Origin of the sequence: Aquirufa nivalisilvae, assembly GCF_004307455.1 — a bacterium.
GTDB lineage: Bacteria > Bacteroidota > Bacteroidia > Cytophagales > Spirosomataceae > Aquirufa > Aquirufa nivalisilvae.
The window spans coordinates 237,062-255,039 of record NZ_SEWX01000002.1; the positions used below are offsets into that span (position 1 = coordinate 237,062).

General features: G+C 38.4%; 18 protein-coding genes and 1 riboswitch. Of the genes, 9 read left to right on the plus strand and 9 right to left on the minus strand.

From position 1 onward, the window contains the following. Positions 1-10: 10 nt before the first annotated feature. Positions 11-1,246 (plus strand): MFS transporter, encoded by a 1,236-nt coding sequence (locus EWU22_RS04465; protein ID WP_130924583.1) that lies wholly within the window; start codon positions 11-13, stop codon positions 1,244-1,246. Beyond that, positions 1,246-2,268 (plus strand): hypothetical protein, encoded by a 1,023-nt coding sequence (locus EWU22_RS04470; protein WP_109322159.1) that lies wholly within the window; start codon positions 1,246-1,248, stop codon positions 2,266-2,268. Before EWU22_RS04465 ends, EWU22_RS04470 begins: the two co-directional genes overlap by 1 nt. Here the strand turns inward: EWU22_RS04470 and EWU22_RS04475 are convergent. From EWU22_RS04475 to EWU22_RS04500, 6 genes are all read right to left on the minus strand, one after another. Then, positions 2,265-2,639, minus strand: coding sequence for a DUF423 domain-containing protein (locus tag EWU22_RS04475; protein ID WP_109322160.1), 375 nt, complete (start codon positions 2,637-2,639; stop codon positions 2,265-2,267). The two genes, EWU22_RS04470 and EWU22_RS04475, sit on opposite strands and share 4 nt — an antisense overlap. Before the next feature lie 42 nt (positions 2,640-2,681). Further along, positions 2,682-3,218: an ATP synthase F1 subunit delta gene (atpH, locus tag EWU22_RS04480; RefSeq protein ID WP_130924584.1), complete on the minus strand. Its 537-nt coding sequence runs from the start codon at positions 3,216-3,218 to the stop codon at positions 2,682-2,684. A gap of 25 nt (positions 3,219-3,243) precedes the next feature. Continuing rightward, positions 3,244-3,738, minus strand: coding sequence for a F0F1 ATP synthase subunit B (gene atpF, locus EWU22_RS04485; RefSeq protein WP_109322162.1), 495 nt, complete (start codon positions 3,736-3,738; stop codon positions 3,244-3,246). 126 nt (positions 3,739-3,864) lie between these two features. After that, a complete protein-coding gene (gene atpE, locus EWU22_RS04490; RefSeq protein ID WP_109322163.1) occupies positions 3,865-4,110 on the minus strand; it encodes an ATP synthase F0 subunit C in 246 nt (81 codons plus the stop codon). A gap of 38 nt (positions 4,111-4,148) precedes the next feature. Next, positions 4,149-5,210, minus strand: a complete 1,062-nt coding sequence (gene atpB, locus EWU22_RS04495) for a F0F1 ATP synthase subunit A (RefSeq protein ID WP_109322164.1) — start codon at positions 5,208-5,210, stop codon at positions 4,149-4,151. A 102-nt stretch (positions 5,211-5,312) separates the two neighbouring features. Then, on the minus strand, positions 5,313-5,672 hold the full coding sequence (locus tag EWU22_RS04500; protein ID WP_130924585.1) for a hypothetical protein: 360 nt from the start codon (positions 5,670-5,672) through the stop codon (positions 5,313-5,315). A 225-nt stretch (positions 5,673-5,897) separates the two neighbouring features. Then, positions 5,898-6,010: riboswitch (SAM riboswitch) on the plus strand. Between the two features lie 8 nt (positions 6,011-6,018). Between EWU22_RS04500 and EWU22_RS04505 the strand changes: the two genes are divergently transcribed. Continuing rightward, positions 6,019-7,113 (plus strand): homoserine O-acetyltransferase family protein, encoded by a 1,095-nt coding sequence (locus tag EWU22_RS04505; RefSeq protein ID WP_130924586.1) that lies wholly within the window; start codon positions 6,019-6,021, stop codon positions 7,111-7,113. 2 nt (positions 7,114-7,115) lie between these two features. Then, a complete protein-coding gene (locus tag EWU22_RS04510; protein ID WP_231962718.1) occupies positions 7,116-7,913 on the plus strand; it encodes an SDR family oxidoreductase in 798 nt (265 codons plus the stop codon). Here EWU22_RS04510 and EWU22_RS04515 read toward each other — a convergent pair. Continuing rightward, positions 7,910-9,100, minus strand: a complete 1,191-nt coding sequence (locus EWU22_RS04515) for a nucleoside permease (protein WP_130924588.1) — start codon at positions 9,098-9,100, stop codon at positions 7,910-7,912. The two genes, EWU22_RS04510 and EWU22_RS04515, sit on opposite strands and share 4 nt — an antisense overlap. A 306-nt stretch (positions 9,101-9,406) precedes the next feature. On the opposite strand from EWU22_RS04515, the gene EWU22_RS04520 reads away from it, so the two are divergent. Together EWU22_RS04520 and EWU22_RS04525 are read left to right on the plus strand one after the other, a co-directional pair. Beyond that, entirely contained in the window at positions 9,407-9,877 is a 471-nt protein-coding gene (locus EWU22_RS04520; protein ID WP_109322169.1) for a DUF3592 domain-containing protein, read from the plus strand. Between the two features lie 55 nt (positions 9,878-9,932). Beyond that, positions 9,933-10,763 (plus strand): inositol oxygenase family protein, encoded by an 831-nt coding sequence (locus tag EWU22_RS04525; RefSeq protein WP_130924589.1) that lies wholly within the window; start codon positions 9,933-9,935, stop codon positions 10,761-10,763. A gap of 69 nt (positions 10,764-10,832) precedes the next feature. Here EWU22_RS04525 and EWU22_RS04530 read toward each other — a convergent pair whose 3' ends face one another. After that, on the minus strand, positions 10,833-11,345 hold the full coding sequence (locus tag EWU22_RS04530; RefSeq protein WP_130924590.1) for a nuclear transport factor 2 family protein: 513 nt from the start codon (positions 11,343-11,345) through the stop codon (positions 10,833-10,835). A 17-nt stretch (positions 11,346-11,362) separates the two neighbouring features. Beyond that, positions 11,363-12,592 (minus strand): serine hydrolase domain-containing protein, encoded by a 1,230-nt coding sequence (locus EWU22_RS04535; RefSeq protein ID WP_109322171.1) that lies wholly within the window; start codon positions 12,590-12,592, stop codon positions 11,363-11,365. A 154-nt stretch (positions 12,593-12,746) separates the two neighbouring features. On the opposite strand from EWU22_RS04535, the gene yidD reads away from it, so the two are divergent. From yidD to EWU22_RS04550, 3 genes are all read left to right on the plus strand, one after another. After that, positions 12,747-12,950 carry a membrane protein insertion efficiency factor YidD gene (gene yidD / locus EWU22_RS04540; RefSeq protein ID WP_269013337.1) on the plus strand — a complete coding sequence of 68 codons (204 nt, stop codon included), beginning with the start codon at positions 12,747-12,749 and terminating at the stop codon, positions 12,948-12,950. 446 nt (positions 12,951-13,396) lie between these two features. Beyond that, positions 13,397-16,396, plus strand: coding sequence for a SusC/RagA family TonB-linked outer membrane protein (locus tag EWU22_RS04545; protein WP_130924591.1), 3,000 nt, complete (start codon positions 13,397-13,399; stop codon positions 16,394-16,396). A gap of 46 nt (positions 16,397-16,442) precedes the next feature. Then, entirely contained in the window at positions 16,443-17,912 is a 1,470-nt protein-coding gene (locus EWU22_RS04550) for a RagB/SusD family nutrient uptake outer membrane protein (RefSeq protein WP_109322174.1), read from the plus strand. Positions 17,913-17,978: the final 66 nt, after the last annotated feature.

Here is a 17,978-nt window from a genome sequence, read left to right on the forward strand (position 1 = left end):
ACCTAAACCTATGATAGAAGAAAAACTAAGTTCTAAAGCTAAACTCTTAATAGCTGTGGCAGCCCTAGGCTATTTTGTAGATGTATATGATTTAATTCTATTTTCAGTAGTTCGAAATCCCAGTTTAAAAAGTTTAGGTCTTGTAGGGCCTGAATTATTGAATCAAGGTTTAAACCTGATGAATATTCAAATGGGAGGGATGTTATTAGGAGGTATTTTGTGGGGGATTTATGGAGACAAAAAAGGTAGGAAATCGGTCTTATTTGGTTCTATTTTATTGTATTCCGTGGCAAATGCCTTCAATGGAATGGTTCATGATTTAGATACTTATGCCTGGTTGAGGTTTCTAGCAGGAATTGGTTTGGCAGGGGAATTGGGAGCAGGAATAACCTTGGTTAATGAAACTTTACCACCTTCCAAACGCGGAATAGGAACTTTGATTATTGCCGGAGTGGGTGCATCAGGGGCCATTTTTGCGCCTATTGTTTCCAATTTCAGTTCGGATCCTGAATGGTGGAGAACATGTTATTTTATTGGAGGAGGCATGGGATTAGCTTTGTTGCTTTTACGTTTAGGGACTTTTGAGTCGGGCATGTTTTTGGAGTTAGAAAAGGATGTTAAGCGAGGAAATTTCTTCCAATTGTTTTCTCATAGAAATATTTTTAAAAAATACTTGTATTGTATTTTAATGGGGCTTCCAATTTGGTATATCATCGGTATTTTAGTTTTTTCTTCTCCTGAACTATTACAAGGTATGGGTTTAAAAGGTGTTATAACGGGGGGAGATGCGATCATGTATTGTTATGTAGGCTTATCGGTGGGGGATTTTGCTAGTGGCTACTTAAGTCAGGTATTAAAAAGTCGAAATAAAGCTGTTATGACCTATTTAATCATTGCGTGGATTTTGACTATCTATTTCCTATATGCGATGTCAGACATTTCTGTAGTCTATGGAAATATCATGATTACTTTATTGGGATTCTTTGGAGGCTATTGGGCTGTATTTTTGACAAGTTCTTCGGAGCAATTCGGAACTAATTTACGGATGACAGTGACTACCACTGTCCCTAATTTTGTTCGTGGAGCTTTGATTCCGATTAGCTTATTGTTTAAGTTTTTGATACCTAATGTTGGCATGGTGAATTCAGCGGCAATCGTGGGAGCTTTATGTTTCGGATTGTCGATTTGGTCTGTAAGTCAATTGAAAGAGACTTTTGGTAAATCGTTGGATTTTATAGAAGAATAATGGCATTAATATCTAGGAAGAAAAACCTGTATCGGATAAATAATCAGCTAAGGCGCTACTTACATAAGTATGGTCGCGAGCATGCAATGAATATTAGCTACCAGGATTTACTTCGCTATGATAACGCCATCACTTTATATGATAAAAATGGTCATGATACCTTATGGGAAACTGTTTTTTATTCTCCAGCGGATCAAGAAGAAGTACATGAATCTCTAAAAAATATTTATGCAGATTTAAAGACGGATGGTAATGAGGGAGTCATTAAGCACTTGGTGATCGATCGGGTCGACTATTGTACTTATGGGAATACGCATCCATTTCGGATACGTATCGTTAATAAGGTCAATGATATTTTTGATTATTTCTACATCAAAGTGGCTGATGCTTCTCGGGTATATGGTTTGGAACTAGAGCATATTCTTTCTCCCAACCGGATTAATTACGTGACTTATGACAATACCTTGGTGGAGGAGCATATCGCTGGTGTTCCTGGGGATGTTTTTTTGAAGCAAGACTTGGAGAATGACTTAGAGTCGCCCATTCGTTTGGCCAAGGAATTTGTCAAGTTCAATGAGCGCTGTTTGGTACAGCTTTTAGGGGATATGCACAGTACGAATTATGTGGTGATAACGACCCCAGATTTTGATGATATCTATTATCGAATTAGACCAATCGATTTTGATCAACAATGTTATGAGGGAAAGCGATCCGTGTATTTGCCACAGTATTTTAAACAAAATAATCGCCTTGTTGAATTGGGAATGAAGTTTATGACACCCGAATCTGTTTGGCAATACCAAATTGAAGAAAGGTCGATGATTGCAAGTCGACTGAAATCGGAAAGTCAACGGGTTTATGATTTGATGACAGTGATGGCCAAGGATGATATTGCGCCTGTTGAAAATATGGAGCAATTACGTTTGGAATTAGCGCGACATTATAATGATGATCGTTTTTTGAACTGTAAAACGATGGGTGAAATTGTTTGGAGTAGTTTAGAGCTGGTGATGCGTCATTAAGCTTTTTGGTAGGCTGCCATGGCCATACAAGAAAATCCTAAAATCAAGGCAAGCCCGCCGATAGGGGCTACAGCTCCCCACATGTTCTGTTGGGTGATGCATATCAAATACAAAGCACCTGGGAAAATAATACTTCCAGCTAACAGGAGATAAGAGGCTAATTTCAAAAAGCGATTTCCAGAATTGATTTGCCATATACCCAATAGCAATAAAGCTAGCGCTCCGTACATTTGATATTTAGAGGCTGTTTCAAAGGTATCTAAACGTTGTGTGGATAATAAATAGGCTTTCCAAGCATGAGCACCAAAGGCACCAATGGCTACGGAAAGTGTAGCTAAAATAGATCCAGACAATAAGCAAAAACGTTTCATGGGAAAAGGATAAAAAAAGCCTTGATGAACAAGGCTTTTAAATTATGAGGCGAAAGAAACTTTTAAATCATTTAGTTTCCTTCGGATAGAATCATCTACTTGTTTGTCTCCTACGCGCAAGATAAATCCTCCGATTAAGGATTCATCAATGGATTCGTGTAATTGAACATCTTTGCCAGAATATTCTTTTACAATGGCAATTACTTGATTGCGTTGCTCTTCTGTTAAAGTAGATGAGGTTACGACATCAGCCTTTTGAATTCCTTTGTACGAAGTATATAATTCAATGAATTGTTTCGCGATAGCAGGTAAGAATTGTTCTCTGTTTTTACGCGTGATAATTTCAAAGATAGAATAGGAAACAGCATGAAACTTATCTTTGAATAATTTACTCAAGATAGTCATTTTAGTGCCGTGCTTGATAATAGGGCTTTTAAACGCTAGAACCAATTCCTTACTGTTTTGGCAGGTTTCTTGGAAGCTCACCATATCTCGGTAAACATCTTCCACCACCTTTTTTTCAATGGCTAAATCAAGCAAAGATTTAGCGTAACGGTGGGCAACAATTAACTCAGACATTTGATCAAATTTAAGGTGTTGCTTCTTATTTTAATGTGACATCTGCAATCCACTCAGAAACTAATTTTTCTTGAGCTGCTTTGTCTTTCAATTGGCTTTTTAATACTTTCTCAGCTAGGTCAAGTGATAAACTAGCTGCTTCTTTACGAATAGAGGCTACAGCGGCTACTTTTTCTTGTTCAAATGCTACGCGAGCTTTTTCAATTTCTTGATTAGCGGCAGTTTGAGCATCTAATTTAGCTTGAGAAATCATGGCATCAGCAGCTTCTTTTGCTTGTTTGATTAAAGCATCACGCTCAGCACGTGCAGAAACTAACAATTGCTCGTTTCCAGCTTTAAGCTCAGCCATTTCTTTCTTAGTTTCCTCAGAAAGTTTGATCGCTTGGTCGATTGACTCTTCACGCTCATGTAATGATTGAATGATGGGCTTCCAAGCAAATTTTGCTAGAAGAAAAAACAAAATTCCGAATACGAGAATTTGCCAAAAGATAAGTCCAAAATCTGGGGTAATTAACTCCATACTTGTGTATAATTAAGATGTTAGAATCTTCTTAAAAACGCAATTTGGTGCCTAGTGCGACCAAATTGCGTTTGAAATTTTTGAGTCATTTGCCAAGGCTAACCCGAGGCATGACCTGGTGTTGAATTACTTTAAAGTAACCAACAAACAAATTACAGCAGCGAAAAGAGCAACCGCCTCAACGAAAGCAGCTACGATTAACATCGCACCTTGGATTTTTCCAGAAGCTTCTGGTTGACGAGCGATAGATTCCATAGCAGAACCACCGATGTTACCGATACCTAAACCAGCACCAACTGCAGCTAAACCAGCTCCAACACCTGCAAGACCAGTTCCTACAGAAACTTCCAATAAAATTGATAAAAGAGACATACTAATTGGGTTTATGAATAAAAATTAAAATACAAATTCTAGTGATGGTGTTCTTCAATTGCCGCTCCAATGTAGGTAGAAACCAACATGGTGAAAATAAAGGCTTGAATGAAGGCCACAATCAATTCAATCACGTTCATGAATAAAGAGAACGGCACTACAGCGATTCCTAAAGCAGAATTCTCAAAAATAAAGATCAAGGAAACTAAACTCAATAAAATAATGTGACCGGCTGTCATGTTAGCAAACAAACGCACCATTAAAGAGAAAGGCTTCATGAATACACCCACAATTTCCACGGGAGTCATAATCAATAACATCCATTTAGGTACACCTGGCATAGCAAATACGTGTGTCCAGTAAGTAGCTTTACCATTTAAGTTAGTTACAAAAAAGGCAATGATAGCTAAAACGGCCGTTACAGCGATGTTACCAGTTACGTTGGCTCCACCAGGAATCAAGCCCAACATATTGTTGAACCAAATAAAGAAAAACACCGTCAATAAATAAGGCATAAAACGACGGTAGTGTTTTTCGCCAATATTGTTTTTCGCGATTTCATCGCGAACAAAAATGATGATAGGCTCAAATAGGGATTGAATTCCTTTAGGTGCACGGTGAGGGTTTTCTTTGTAAGTTTTACCGATACCAATGAAAATGCTTAGTAATAATACGGCTGAAAGTAATAATGAAGCTACATTTTTGGTGATAGATATATCATAAACCTGCTCTCCATTTTCAGCATGGATTTTTCCATGTTCTAATTTTAAACCTTGGTAAGGAACTTCTTCATGATGTTCGTTTTTGAAATTAGATGAAGAAAATACCTGCAAACCAGCTGATTCAGTGTATACGATACAAGGAAGAGGTACAGTGGCATGAAAATGACCAATTGTGAAGAAATGCCACTCATGCTCATCAGCAATGTGGTGTAAGATCATTTTTCCAGCATCGAATTTCTCTTCTTGTTGAGGAGCATGTTCGGTGGCTTCAGCAGCAACAGGCTCGTTGGCCCATGCGGTGAAACTGAAAAGGGAAATGAATAATCCGAGGATTATATTTGAAAAATACACTTTTTTGAAAATGGACTTACCCGACATCTTAATGCTCGCTTTTACTTTAATTTCTTTGATTAATATAGCTAATTCGTTGATTAGCTGGATGTAGAAAAGGATTTTTACGACTTTTGGCCTTGGCCTTTTCTAAAAACGTCGCAAGTTACGAAGCAAACCAATTATTTCAAAATTTGTACTACATAAATAGAGTACAAAAAAATTCCCAACGAATAAGATCATTTCTGGAGTTCCGATGTAGCCAAAAACACCGATAAAAATGAGGCTAGCAATGAAGCGGATGGCGAGAGAAGCCATATGGAAAGGGATGAATTTTTCACGATCATTTTTCCAGCCTATTTGATGTAAGGCATGACTTAAATAGGCTAAAAAGAAAAAGAAGGCCCAGATGAATTTAACATCTTGATGTAACCAGCTGGCCAAGCTACTTTGATGAAGTCCCCAAAGTACTAATCCCAATCCTCCATAAAAGCTGACTAATTTGAGCATGGTGCAAATATCTGAATTAAGTCGTAGAATTTTTTCCATCCTTGACTAAATAATTATTTTGCCAATAGCTAGGTAATAATTATCAACTCAGATTTGTCAACTCAGATTTGTCAACTTTTCAAAAGTTGACAAATCTCCCCGACCTCCCCAATTCAGCAATATTTTTGGAATTCTTCCATTTCATCCTTTACTTTGTAATCCCAAGTCAATCGCACAAGCAGCATTGATTTATAAAGAAGAAGGGAGAGACTAGGCTCAATGAACTTCTGGCAACCAGTTGAAAAACTAAGGTGCTAACTCCTACCCCAGGCAAATGCCTGTTTAGGGAAATATAAACGAATTGTACATGCAAGCTGAGTTTAATCATTTTAATTCCTCGTCTACTTTTGCCCTAGAAATGGGTGGACAACTTCCATCGATTCAATTGGCCTATGAAACCATGGGTAAATTGAATACCCAAAAAGACAATGTCGTTTGGGTATGCCACGCTTTTACAGGGAGTCATGAAGTGTCTGATTGGTGGCAAGGATTGGTGGGCTCTGGTAAATTGTTTAATCCTGAAAACCATTTTATAGTCTGTTGCAACATTTTAGGTTCTCATTATGGTTCCACAGGCCCACTTTCTATAAATCCATCGACAGGAGAGCCTTTTTATCATGGATTTCCAACCGTCACCATTCGAGATGTGGTCAATAGCTTTGAATTACTGAGAAAGCATTTGGGGATAGAACGTATCAAAACCTGCATTGGAGGCTCCTTGGGTGGCCAGCAAGCATTAGAGTGGTCCATCATCCAACCCGATTTAATTGAAAACCTGATTTTGATTGCCACCAATGCGGTTCATTCGCCGTGGGGTATCGCTTTTAATGAATCACAACGAATGTCCATAGAAGTGGATCCTACTTGGAAGGAATCTCAACCAAGAGCTGGTATAGAAGGAATGAAAGCAGCACGAGCAACTGCGTTAATCTCCTACCGAAATTACGAAACTTATCAAATTACGCAGGCTCGTCAGGAAAATACCACAGGGGAGTCGCTGCGTGCTATCTCATACCAGCGCTACCAAGGAGAAAAATTAGCCGGCAGGTTTAACGCCTATTCCTATTATATTTTATCTAAGATGATGGACTCCCAAGATGTGGGGAGAAATAGAGGAGGTGTTGTAAAAGCCTTGAAGTCCGTGAAGTCCAAAACCCTAGTTATTGGTATTAAGTCGGATGCTTTGTTTCCTATTGTAGAACAAGAATACTTAGCTAAACATATTCCAGGGGCATCTTTTCAAGTGATAGATTCCCTTTACGGTCATGATGGTTTTTTAATTGAAAGTGGTTTGATGACCAAGGCGATCCGCCTATGGCAAAAGCTACTTCGTTTGGAAGTGAATCCTATGGCCGATTTTTTCAAAGAATTAGAAATTAGACATATTTCTTACGCTTCTTAATCATGAAATTTACCGATCAAGTAGTTTGGATCACCGGTGCTTCTTCAGGCATAGGTGAAGCTTTAGCGCAGGCCTTTGCTCAAGAAGGAGCACATCTCGTTTTATCTGCTCGGAGGGAAGAAGAATTACAACGCGTAGCTAGTCTTTGCCAAGTCCATGGTCATTCCGTTTTGGTTTTACCCTTTGATATGACGCAATTGGATCAGCATGATTTGATGCTAGAAAATGTCATGGCTACCTATGGGCGCATCGATGTCATGGTATTGAATGCAGGAGTAAGTCAACGATCATTTGTAGAGGATACCCAATTGGAAGTATATCGGAAATTATTTGAAATCAATTTCTTTTCCATTGTGGCATTGACCCAAAAATTATTGCCCATATTTAAAAAACAAGGCTCAGGCACATTTGTGCCTATTGCTTCGGTCGCAGGAAGAATTTCAACTCCGAGAAGAGGAGCTTATGGGGCATCCAAGCACGCATTAATCGGGTTTTTTGACTCGGTTCGGGCCGAAGTTTACGACAAAGGAATTGAGGTGTGCACTGTTTTGCCAGGGTATATCAAGACAAATATTTCCTTGAATGCGATGAATGAGCATGGGCAAGCCTACGGGAAAATGGACCCCAATCAGGCCAAGGGTTTAGATCCAATGCTCACAGCTCAGGGAATTGTCCAGGCTGTTTTTGCCCGAAAGAAGGAATACTTTATTGGAGGTAAACTGGAGGCGCTCGGTTTGCTAGTCAAGCGCCTCAGTCCATCTTTATTGATTTGGATGATGAGAAAAATCAAAAATACTTAAGCCGCAACTTCTTTTTTCTCACTGAAGAAAAGTATAAACAAGACTAATACTAAGCCTGCAATTGCAGCAGGAACCATCCATACCGCTTGCCAATCATGGATTCCATTGACAGTATAATGGTCTAATACGATTCCCGATAATTTGGAACCAATCCCCATACCAACTCCATAAGTGGCTAAGGTAATTAATCCTTGAGCCGCATTTTTTACTTTTTCACCTGCTTTTTGATCTGTGTAAATTTGACCCGTCACAAAGAAGAAATCATAGCAAACTCCATGAAGTATGATACCTATAAAAAGAATCCATTCAGTACTGATTCCATCTCCGTAACCAAAGCAAAGGAATCGAATGACCCAGGCTACCAGTCCTACAATTAACATTTTCTTCACTCCTAAGCGCGTAAAAGCAAGCGGAATCAATAACATAAAAATGACTTCTGAAGCTTGCCCAAATGACATTTTATTTTCTACATTTTGCATGTGCGAATCAGTTAAGGACGGATTGGCCATAGCATAGTAAAACGATAGTGGAATACAGATTAAAATGGAGGAAACAAAGAAGATAAGGAAGGACCGATCTTTGAAAAGTTTTAATGCATCTAAACCAATAATCTGTCCAATGGATGAGTCTTTATCAGCTTTTGGAGGTGTGTCTGGAAGGAAGAAAGCATAAATTCCTAAAATGAAGGAACTAACCATGGAAATTTGGAATATAGCGACTTGGTCACCCAAAGCTAAGAAGCCGATGATGTTGGTTACTACTATCCAAGCAACAGTTCCCGTTACCCTAATGCTTGGAAATTCCTTTTCCGGATTATTCATTTGGTTCATCGCGATGGAATTTGACAAAGCTAAGTTGGGCGCGAAGCAAAGCGTATAAGCCAGGATATACCAAAAGAAAGTTTCAGGGTCTTTATTTTGACTCAAGAAAAACAAAATAATACCTCCTAAAATGTTCAAAACACCCATCACCTTTTGAGCGGAGAAAAATCGATCGGCGATTAATCCAACAAAAAATGGAGCGGCAATACAGGCAATGGAGAATGTGGTGTATGCATTTCCTACTTGATCTCCAGTAGCATGTAACGTCGTTAAAAGGTATTTACTCATTTGACCGTACCACGATCCCCATGAAAAGAACATAAGGAACATCATGACCATCAATTGAATTCGAGTACTGTTTTTCATTTTAGCATATATTGAGTGAACCAAAAATACAAATTTGAATGAATTTTACTTCTTTTAGAAAATAATTTTTAGACTCATTCGATGATAAATTTGAACTCTTTAATTGGTGTTTTCGATTTTTTTTGAATTCATCACCAAAATTTTAAACCTGAAAAGATGAAATGTGTCAAAATATTTCATAAAACAGCACAAATGAGGATTATAGACATTGCAATGGCGATGTCTTAAGTATTTGATTTTCAGCGATATTTGTTGTTAGTTTGGCCAAAATTCGAGGTTTTAACAGTCTATTTGTTTACTAATTACATGGAATTGAATTTCATCTTTTTGATTTCGGCTAGGCCTACAGGCAATTTTCAAGGCTCCACGGCCTTGTTCATGGCTTTGTTTGCCATCATTGCTTTGGTGCTGTTAGGAGTAGGGGGTAGGTTATATCAAAAACGTAAAGCTTGGATTGAACATAGTAAATTAACCTACGGAAAGGTTGTTGAGATTTCTCGTCGATATGCTCGTGGAGATCATGCTGGTCGTTTTCCAATCTATTTTCCCATTGTCTCTTATCATGTAAATGGACTAGAATTTCGTCGAGAAGCGGAAAGAGGCTTGATGAAAAATTATGAGATTGGTCAGGAAATCCCAGTACGTTATTTATCTGAAAAACCCTATGAGGCTTCATTAAATGACCAATCTGTGCCTGTCTTGAGCCCAAATGTGTTTTTTATTCTTGGTTTACTGATGTTAATCAGCGCGATTATTTTATCAGTTATACATCCCTAATTTTTATTTTTAAAATCTTAGTTTGTAATTTGTGTTTCAAATTATTTAAATGAGCATGGAAACTACTATTGCCAAGGAAAAAACTGAATTTAGAAATTACGAGCAAGGAGATATCACAGCTGCTGTAAAAGAGCATTATAGAAAGATGCGTTCGCGTCAGACCTATGATTATGTTCAAAGGATGAAGAAAAAGTATTTGACTTTTGAGCGCCCGATGGACTTATGGGATATGATGGAGCGTTTAAATGCCTTAGTGGATGTCAGTGATCCCGATTTAAATCTTCCTAACGTAATCCATTTGTTACAAACCGCTGAAGGTCTTCGTGCCGAGGGTCGTCCGGATTGGATGCAATTAGTTGGATTGATTCACGATTTAGGCAAAGCCATGTATTTGTTTGGTAGTGATGAAGATGGTACTTCTCAAGCAGAGCAGTGGGGATTGGTTGGAGATGTCTTTGCCGTTGGATGTAAATTTCCAGACTCTTGCGTTTATCCTGAATTCAATGCTTTGAATCCTGATTCATTGGTTGATCTTTACAATACAGATTTAGGAGTTTATGCACCAGGATGTGGTTTAGATAATTTGGAATTGGCTTGGGGGCATGATGAATACTTGTACCAAGTGTTAAAAAATCACAAAGACAATAAAATTCCTCATGCTGGTATGGTGATGGTTCGTTATCACTCATTTTACCCTTGGCATACAGGTGGTGCATACAAACAGTTTATGACTGCGGAAGATGAGCAATACTTAGATTGGATTAAGGATTTCAACAAGTATGATTTATATACCAAATCACCTAAAGTACCTGATTATAACGAATTGAAGCCATATTATGAGCCGATCGTAGAAAAGTATTTAGGAAAAGGACCTATCTATTGGTAGTTTCTTTGTTGATACAAATAAAAAAGGTCTGAATATTTTCAGACCTTTTTTTATGGAGTAAATGTTCTCTTACCAGCCATCATCTTTTTTAGGTTTTACTACTTTCTTGTTCGTAGCAGCTGGTGTTTTAGCGGCAGCTAAACTAGCAGAACCCTTTATTTGAACGTCGTTATCTACTCGACTAAAAACACGACAAACAATTTTCCATTCATCATTGACCTTAAGTAAACTCAATAAATCAATGTATTTGAAATCCTGAAATTCTAGTTCAACGGTGGCAGTAGCAGAAACTCCAGCATAGGAATAGCCGACTAATTTGGTTGTAGCCTTCGCTCCACCTACAGGCGTATTGCGAATAAAGTTTCTAACTGGGAAATCTTGGATTTTACCAGTGCTAGCATTGAAGGTTCGTAAAATGGCTGTTGGATGAAATGCTTTTCCTAATAAAGCGGTATCACCTTTGGTTATTCCATCTAAATAAGCATTGACTGTACTTTTAATGGCATCGTCATCTTGTGCCCAGGCCAATGTACTGAAACAAAGGCAAGCTAAACAAGTGATTAAAGTAGTTTTGATTTTCATGATTTTGTTGAATTTAATTAAATGCCTCCGGTAAATTCCATCGGAAGAGCTTCCCCTTTCATAAACAGTGCAGTCTTTTCAGGGTATAAAATAGATTGAACAATATTGACTTTTCCTAAAGAATGGTTGGCCATATTTCCTAAAATGATGATGGCTGAATTGTCTTTAGCATTGTGTAAATAATAATTTTTAAATCCATGCCACCAACCAGTGTGGTAAGTTAGCCACTCACCATTGTCTAATTGGGTTAATCTCCACCCAAATCCATAGTTTTTAGGTAATACATTAGGTGTTCGGTGCTGTGGAGAAAAGGCTTCTTCCAAGGTATTTAATTTAACGATGGATTCATCATTTAAAGCCATATCCCAGTGATGCATATCATCTACCGTTGAATAGATGCCTTTGTCACCTACCACACCATCCAAATGATCAAATCCTACCACAGCTGGTTGTCCTCTTCGAGGGGAATAACCTGTAGCAGCCGTTTTTAACATTTCAGGATGCATGGGGTCATAGACAAAAGTATTGTGCATGCCTGCAGGTTCGAAAATGTGTTTCTTTAAGTATCCACGAAAATCTTCTCCGCTTAAACGCTCTACAATATACGCTAAGAGTAAATAATTGGTATTGTTATAGCTGAACTTGGCATTGGGACGATAATCGATTCGGGGTTTTAGTCGAATCATCATGTCAACTACCATTTTATTGGTCAACGGACTTTTCTTGTCGTAAAACTTATCCAAGCAGTAGGCATAATTGGGCAAACCTGAGCGGTGGGTCAATAAACTACGGATGGTTAAGCTGGAATCGTATGGAAAGCCTGGAATATGTTTATAAATAGGATCGTCGTAATTCAGTTGATTTTTTTCCTTCAGTTGCATGATGGCTACCGCTGTAAACTGTTTGGAAACGGAAGCTAGCTGAAAATGTGTTTGGGTAGTTAAAGGATTTTTAGTGAAATAATTCGCAAAGCCAAATGCCTTTTTATAAATGATTTTACCATACTGCGAAACTAAGACAACTCCATTGAATCCAGTTTTGGAATGAAGTTTCTGGAAAAACGTATCCAGCTTTACTGCCTTTTGTTGAGCAACGGTTGGATTATACAAGGAAGCAATACTATCATTTCTTTTTTCTGTCGCAGAACTGAATTCAAAAAGGTGTCCTGGTTGATGTGAACAAGACAGAATCCCGATAAATGCACTTAGGGAGAATAAAAAGATGGATTTGGGGAGATTCAATTTCATGAATAGTTGGGTCTTTTTACGCTTCACAATATAGTAGAAATGTACAGTTATTTCAACTCAATTGCCGTAAAAACGAATAAAATAGATTAAAAAGACTTATTTTGGGAAGTCATTCATCAAAATGAGAATATTTTCCAATCTCGTAAGGCATTTTATGTTATTGCTACTTCGGCTTTACCAAGGAATGATTTCCCCATTTTTACCTAATGCTTGTCGATATAATCCCACTTGTTCAGAGTATGCTAAACAGGCTTTGATCAAGCATGGAATCTGGAAGGGAAGTAAGCTAGCTGCCAAGCGTATTGCTCGCTGCCATCCTTGGGGAGGAAGCGGGTATGATCCTGTACCTGAGGATTGAAAATCTCCGACATATAGTATATACCGAAAGCGCTTTTGTTTAAATTTTTACCAAAAAATGGATAAAATTTAACAATATTTTAGTCCTGTTTTTTAAAAAGAGTATTTAAAATTGGTATTTGTATTGGGGCCTTGTTTTGGGCTTTTATCATCCATAAACGCCTAAAATTGGCCTTCTAGCTCCGATTTTAGCTGCATTACAATTTCAGTACAAGGGGCAATTTCTATCTTTTAAGTCCTATTTTTTTGTCGAATTATTCTACCTTTTACCGTTTAATCATTTTTTTTCTCATTTATTCTTAGTTTTTTTGTGAAAACTTAGAAACAACACGAACCATTATTGTAAGCTTATTCTGGCGTTTACATATTCCAAATTAAACCCAATAATCTCTTACTTGTTCTAGGTTACCCAATCATTTATCATTTTAAACCCTTAATTATTCACCTATGATGCATTCTTACAAAAGAGTGGGTCGCCTTGTGCGATCAGGTGCATGCAAACTTGGCCTGTTACAGGTTTTTGGTATTGCATTTGCACTATTAATGTCCTTGAGTTCTTACGCTCAGGATGCAGTTTCAGGGAAAGTGACCGATGCTAGTGATGGCTCGGGTATTCCTGGTGTGTCTGTTTTGATTAAAGGTACCACCAAAGGTGCTCAAACAGATGTTAACGGTAACTTCAAAATTAATGCTGCGTCCAATGCGACTTTGGTATTTTCTTTTGTTGGTTATTCTTCCAAAGAGGTTTCTGTAGCAGGAAAATCAGTTTTAGAGGTTAAGCTTTCACAAGAGGCTAGATCTTTGGAAGAGGTTGTTGTTGTAGGTTACGGTACTCAAAAAAGAAAAGAAATTTCTGGAACAGTAACTAGCTTAGGAGCTAGAGATTTTAATGCTGGGGTTGTAACAAACCCATTAGCAGCTGCTCAAGGTAAAGTGGCAGGTTTGGTGATTACTCAATCGAGTGGTGATCCTAATGCTCGTCCAACGGTACGTTTGAGAGGTACAGGTTCATTGAACGCTGGTTCTGAGCCTTTGTACGTTATTGATGGTGTGATTGGAGCACCTATCGAAAACATTGCTCCAGAAGATATCGCTTCGATGGACGTGTTACGTGATGCATCTGCGGCGGCCATTTATGGTTCTCGTGGTGCTAATGGTGTTATCTTGATCAATACAAAACGCGGTAAATCAGGTATTCCTACAGTAGATTATTCTACCTATGTAGGTAGCGAATCAATTTCACAACGTCCACAATTGTTGAACGGTGCTGAATTCCGTGCTGCGGCAAAGAAATACAATCAAAACTTTGACGACCGTGGAGCAAATACTGATTGGTTAGAAGTGATTACTCGTAATGCTGTTTCTCAAAACCACAACTTAGGTGTTTCTGGTGGATCAGAAAATTTAGCATACCGTGCTTCTGTAGGTTATTTAGATCAAATCGGTACCTTGATTGGTTCAGGTAAAAAGCGTTTAACAGGTCGTTTGAACTTAGATGCGAAAGCGATTGACGGAAAGTTGAACATGAAGTTCAATATGTCAGCTTCGCAAACGGATGGTCAATTTACTGACAACCGTGCGATTGGTTTTGCGATGAACATGCGTCCAACTGATCCCGTGTACAACGCAGATGGTACTTATTTCCAGATTCCTGGAACATTTGCCAACTTCAATCCATTAGCAACTTTAGAAAACAGATCTAACAAGCAACGTTTGCATGACTTTTTATTCAATGCACAAGCTGGTTACAACATTACACCTGATTTAGTTTTCAAAGTTTCAGGAACATTACGTACTCAAACAGCTGATAACTCAGCTTACTCTCGTTCTACTCCTGGTAACTTATTGTTGACCGTAGGTGGTAACTCTGCGCAAAGATTCTTGAACTCCGTGACAGATCAGCAATTAGAAGCAACTTTGAACTACACGAAAAAATTGAATGATGTTTCTAACTTAGTTGTTTTAGCTGGTTATACATACCAAGATGTAGTGAATGATGGTTTTGGTGCATCGAACAATAATTTCTTAACGGATGCTTTTGAAGCTAATAATTTAGGTGCTGGTCTTGGTATTCGTTCTAATCCGAACTTATTAGGATCTTACAAGAATGAGTACAAATTGGTTTCTTTCTTAGCTCGTGCTCAATATAGTTTGTTGAACAAATATTTCGCTACCGTAAATATGCGTCGTGATGGTTCTACTAAATTCGGAGACAACAATAAATGGGGTCTTTTCCCATCTATTTCTGTGGGTTGGGCTATCAGCGAAGAAGATTTCTTGAAAGGCTCTTCTACATTGGATAACATGAAAATTCGTGCTAGCTGGGGTAGAACTGGTAACTCAGAAGGTATTCGTCCATTGTTATCTAAATCATTCTACGGAGCTTCTGGTTCTTATTATGATGGAGCTGCTGACGACTTCTTGCCAGCTTACGCTATTCAATCTAACCCAAATCCTAACTTGAAATGGGAAGTGAACGAAAACTACGGTGCAGGTATTGACTTCTCTGTTTACAAAGGAAAGTTAACGGGTTCAATTGACTGGTATACGCGTCAAACAAAAGATATGTTGTACACAGTTAACGTGCCACAAGAGCAAGGTTATGTGTATCCATCGATGTTGGCAAATATTGGAACGATGCAAAACCGTGGGGTTGAGTTAACATTAACTTACCAGTGGATAGATAAAGGAGATTGGTCAGTGTATTCAACTTTAGCAGGATCATTCAATCAGAATGAAATTGTTAGCTTGAGAAATGATCAGTTTGCTGCGCCAGATCAGGTATTCTTATCTACTTCATTAGGTAGCTTTATCCGTGGTACATCAGCTGTTAACTTCTCTGTGTTACAAGCAGGTCACCCAGTAGGAGAGTTCTACGGAGCTAAGATTGCTAGAATTGAAAACGGTAAATACATATTCCAAGACTTAAATGGTGACGGAGTGGTAGATCCAAACGCAAAAGATAGAACGTATTTAGGAAATCCTAACCCAACTTTTGTGGGTGGTATTACAACCAATGTTCGTTACAAAGCGTTTGACTTCCAATTCCAAGTAACAAGCCAATTAGGTGCGAAAATCGTTAATACAAACGCCTTATTGTTAGGTCGTCAAGACGGACGTATTGCTGAATCTGGTGCATTGAAATCAGCTCTTACTTCAGTAATCAATGATGAGCGTACCATCCCAATGGATTATTACGTAGAGTCTGGAAATTTCTTCCGTATTAACAATGCTTCTTTAGGTTATACTTTACCTGTGAAAGGAGTATTCAAGAGAGCACGTATTTATGTAGCAGGTAATAATTTAGCTGTATTCACTAGTTATACTGGTGTAGATCCTGAGGTAAGTCAAGCATTAACGATTGGTTCTGCGGCTCCAGGAATTGATGTTCGTGAGACATATTACAAAACCCGTGCATTAACTGCGGGTATTAATCTTACGTTCTAGACATACAAATAGATTAGTTATAGACATTAATTAATATCATTGAAATATGAAAAAATACATATATAAAGTACTTTCAGTAGGTGTAATTTCATCGTTAGCCCTATCGTCTTGTACAGATTTAACTGAGCCAGTGTATGATGCAATTCCAGCAGATCAATTCTTGAAAACGGATGCGCAGATTGCAGCGGCACTTGGACCTGCTTATGGAGGTTTGAGAGGTATTACTTGGGATTGGTTTAATCCAAGTGAAGCTTCTTCTGATGAGTTAATTGTACCAACCCGTGGTGGAGACTGGTACGATGGTGGAGATTGGTTGGCTTATTCTCGTCATACTTGGACTCCACAACATGGTCCAATCAACGGTATGTGGGGATTTATTTTTGGTAACATTTCTCAGGTAAATCAATTGATCCCAGTAGTGAAAACAAATCAGAAGGCAGTGGATGAGCTTCGTGCTATCCGTGCATTCTATTATTTCATGGCGATTGATGCATTTGGTAATGTGCCAATTATCACTGATCCAACTTCTAAAAGTGATACTAAGCCACGTGCTGAAGTGTATGCTTTCATCAAATCGGAGTTAGAATCTTCTATTCCTAACTTAGTGGCTGGTAAGGCATATTCTCGTATGACGAAGGATGCTGCTACTATGTTGTTAGCGAAGTTAAAGTTGAACGCTGCCGTTTATTCTGGAACTGCCGATTGGCAAGGAGCCTACAATGCGGCTGATGCGGTCATCAAATCTGCGAATAACTACAGTTTGTCTTCCTCTACAGTTTCTAACTTCATTGTTCAGAACCAAGGATCAGGAGAAAACATTTGGACTATTCCTTTCGATAGCTTCAAAGCAGGTGGTATGAACTTCCAAATGAGAACCTTACACTATGCTAATCAGCAGACATACGGTTTAGGTAACTCACCTTGGAATGGTTTCTGTACTTTAGCTGATTTTTATAACTCATTTGAATCTAAAGACTTACGTCAGTCGATGTGGATCAAAGGTCAGCAATTTGCTGCTTCTGGAGCTCCATTAACAGATGCCAAAGGTAATCCATTGGCTTTCGTGGCAGATTTCCAAAAAGATCAAATGACAGACGCAGATCCTGAATTCCAAATCGCAGGTATTCGTTCTCAGAAATATGAGATCCAACGCAATAACCCTAATGGAGATCAGTCAAATGACTACGTTGTTTTCCGTTTGGCAGATGCTATCATGATGCGTGCTGAAGCTGCTTTCCGTTTAGGAAATACGGCTCAAGCATTAGCTGACTTGAACACGATCAGAACTCGTTCTGGTGTGGATGCATTAACGTCTATTACGGCTGCAGATATTTTAGCTGAGCGTGGACGTGAGTTTGCTTGGGAAGGATGGAGACGTAACGATATGATTCGTTTCGGAACTTTCTCTCAAGTACGTAAATTCATGAAAGTAACTGATAAATCGCGTGAATTATTCCCAATACCTCAACCACGTATTGACGCGAACCCATTGTTGAAACAAAACCCTGGGTATTAATTTTTAATTTGATGATAAAAAGGCAGAGCCCCTGGTTCTGCCTTTTTATTTTATTCTGTCCATTCC

Coding starts and splice junctions, on each gene's coding strand:
- EWU22_RS04505 (WP_130924586.1), top strand. CDS start 6,019: ATGCAAGCTGAGTTTAATCATTTTAATTCCTCGTCTACTTTTGCCCTA.
- yidD (WP_269013337.1), top strand. CDS start 12,747: ATGTTATTGCTACTTCGGCTTTACCAAGGAATGATTTCCCCATTTTTA.
- EWU22_RS04520 (WP_109322169.1), top strand. CDS start 9,407: ATGGAATTGAATTTCATCTTTTTGATTTCGGCTAGGCCTACAGGCAAT.
- EWU22_RS04525 (WP_130924589.1), top strand. CDS start 9,933: ATGGAAACTACTATTGCCAAGGAAAAAACTGAATTTAGAAATTACGAG.
- EWU22_RS04550 (WP_109322174.1), top strand. CDS start 16,443: ATGAAAAAATACATATATAAAGTACTTTCAGTAGGTGTAATTTCATCG.
- atpH (WP_130924584.1), bottom strand. CDS start 3,218: ATGTCTGAGTTAATTGTTGCCCACCGTTACGCTAAATCTTTGCTTGAT.
- EWU22_RS04510 (WP_231962718.1), top strand. CDS start 7,116: ATGAAATTTACCGATCAAGTAGTTTGGATCACCGGTGCTTCTTCAGGC.
- atpF (WP_109322162.1), bottom strand. CDS start 3,738: ATGGAGTTAATTACCCCAGATTTTGGACTTATCTTTTGGCAAATTCTC.
- EWU22_RS04535 (WP_109322171.1), bottom strand. CDS start 12,592: ATGAAATTGAATCTCCCCAAATCCATCTTTTTATTCTCCCTAAGTGCA.
- EWU22_RS04530 (WP_130924590.1), bottom strand. CDS start 11,345: ATGAAAATCAAAACTACTTTAATCACTTGTTTAGCTTGCCTTTGTTTC.
- atpE (WP_109322163.1), bottom strand. CDS start 4,110: ATGTCTCTTTTATCAATTTTATTGGAAGTTTCTGTAGGAACTGGTCTT.
- EWU22_RS04500 (WP_130924585.1), bottom strand. CDS start 5,672: ATGCTCAAATTAGTCAGCTTTTATGGAGGATTGGGATTAGTACTTTGG.
- EWU22_RS04515 (WP_130924588.1), bottom strand. CDS start 9,100: ATGAAAAACAGTACTCGAATTCAATTGATGGTCATGATGTTCCTTATG.
- atpB (WP_109322164.1), bottom strand. CDS start 5,210: ATGTCGGGTAAGTCCATTTTCAAAAAAGTGTATTTTTCAAATATAATC.
- EWU22_RS04475 (WP_109322160.1), bottom strand. CDS start 2,639: ATGAAACGTTTTTGCTTATTGTCTGGATCTATTTTAGCTACACTTTCC.
- EWU22_RS04465 (WP_130924583.1), top strand. CDS start 11: ATGATAGAAGAAAAACTAAGTTCTAAAGCTAAACTCTTAATAGCTGTG.
- EWU22_RS04545 (WP_130924591.1), top strand. CDS start 13,397: ATGATGCATTCTTACAAAAGAGTGGGTCGCCTTGTGCGATCAGGTGCA.
- EWU22_RS04470 (WP_109322159.1), top strand. CDS start 1,246: ATGGCATTAATATCTAGGAAGAAAAACCTGTATCGGATAAATAATCAG.